Source organism: Nonomuraea sp. NPDC004186, assembly GCF_053603495.1.
The window spans coordinates 1-1,733 of sequence record NZ_JBSGFQ010000274.1 but is presented as its reverse complement, the minus strand read 5'-3'; the positions used below and the strand labels follow the sequence as shown (position 1 = coordinate 1,733).

Here is a 1,733-nt window from a genome sequence, read left to right as displayed (position 1 = left end):
CGCTAGCCCCGTTTTCCGCACGTGAGGTTGTTTGAAGATCGCCAGGTTGCTGTGGTGATCGTTATCGCGGTATGACCTGGCTGGTGAGACAGCGTGCGCAGTGGGGCCAGGCCAGCGTCGAGAAGATGCTCGGAGCATTGCCAGTCATCGCCGGGTTCTGCTCGCGGTTACGGATCAGGGAGTTGGTGGACGCAGCCTGCCCGGTGCGCGATACCGCGGAGCTGACTCATGGGCAGGTGATCGAGGTGCTGGTGGCCAACCGGCTGACCTCGCCCGCCCCGCTGGTGCATGTCCAGGACTGGGCGCGCGGGTGGGCAGTGAGCGAGGCATTCGGGGTCGAGCCCGGCCTGCTCAATGATGATCGGATCGGGCGCGCTCTGGATGCCATCGCTCCGTACCTGGACCAGGTGGCCGGGTCGGTCGGGCTGGCCGCGATCGAGGCGTTCGGCATCGATGTGGCCCGGCTGCACTGGGATATGACCTCGATCTCGTTGCACGGCGACTACGACGATGCCGAGCCCGGCTACGCGCGGCCGCGGTTCGGCCACCCCAAGGACCGGCGGCCGGATCTGAAGCAGGTCCAGGCCGGGATCGCGGTCAGCAGTGACGGCGCGATCCCGGTCTTTCACCGCGCCTATGACGGCGCGGCCGGTGAAGTCGGGCAGGTCATCGGCGCGATGCAGGGCTTGCAGAAGCTGGCCGGCCCGCAGCAGATGCTGATGATCGGTGATTCCAAGCTGATCTCGTATGCGAATCTGGCCGCCATGGACGGTGCGGCTGTGTCCTTCATCGCGCCGGCTTCCAAGCTCTACGTCAGCGCCGAGACCCTGGCCGGTCTGGACCCGGCCACGGCGCAGGCGGTGGACTACGTTGCCGGCCGGGACGCCGGCAAACCCGCCGACCGGCGTGGCGTCTGGCACGTGCGCGAGGACGTCATGACGCTGGCCGGACCGCGCAAGAAGGACCCGGTGCTGAGGCTGCGCAGGGTGTTCGTACACTCCTCGGCCCGCGCCCAGGCGGCTGAGGCCGCCCGGGCCAAGAAGCTCGCGCGGGCCCGCGACGACCTGGCCCGGTTGGAACGCGGCCTGGGCAGCCGCCACTACCCGGATGAGCAGGCCGTCGCCGACCGGATCACCGCGATCGGCCGCACCCGCCGGGTGGCCGCTTACCTGAGCGCTGAGACCGGCACCGACCCGAGCACTGGCAAACCCATCTTGAGCTGGCACTTCGACCCGCAGGTGCTGGATGCCGAAGCCGCTACCGACGGCTGGTACGCCCTGCTGACCAACCTGCCCGCTGAGGCTGCCGATGCCGAACGGGTGCTGCGCCACTACAAAGGCCAGGAAGCCGTCGAGCGCCGCTATCAGGTCTTCAAGGGCCCGCTGGCCGTCACCAGCCTGTATCTGAAGAGCAACCGCCGCATCAGCGCGCTGATCACCGTCATCTGCCTGGCCCTGCTCATCTTCTGCCTGATCGAACGCCAGGTCCGCCAGGCGCTCGCCGTCCGCGGCCAGGCCAAAGTCGACGGGTTGTACGCCGGACGACCGGCCGTCCCCACCGGCAAGCTCGTCCTGGACGCGTTGGCCGGCATCCGGCTGATCCCGGGCACCGGCCAGTCACCCCCGACCATCCCGCAACCCACCGATCTCCAACTCGATCTCCTGGACCTCCTCGACATCGATCCACGAGACCTCCGCTGAAGATCACTCACATGCGGAAAACGGGGCTAGCCG

The 1,733-nt window shown here is 68.3% G+C and carries 1 protein-coding gene; it reads left to right on the top strand.

The window, feature by feature from the left end; genetic code table 11:
• The first annotated feature begins 71 nt into the window (after positions 1 to 71).
• The gene (locus ACWEPL_RS65195; RefSeq protein ID WP_452443079.1) at positions 72 to 1,700 is read left to right on the top strand and encodes an IS1634 family transposase; all 1,629 of its coding nucleotides are present in this window, start codon (positions 72 to 74) and stop codon (positions 1,698 to 1,700) included.
• The last annotated feature ends 33 nt before the right edge of the window (positions 1,701 to 1,733 follow it).

What these genes read in the sequence shown, in the direction of transcription:
- ACWEPL_RS65195 (WP_452443079.1), top strand. Translation starts at nt 72, where the DNA reads ATGACCTGGCTGGTGAGACAGCGTGCGCAGTGGGGCCAGGCCAGCGTC.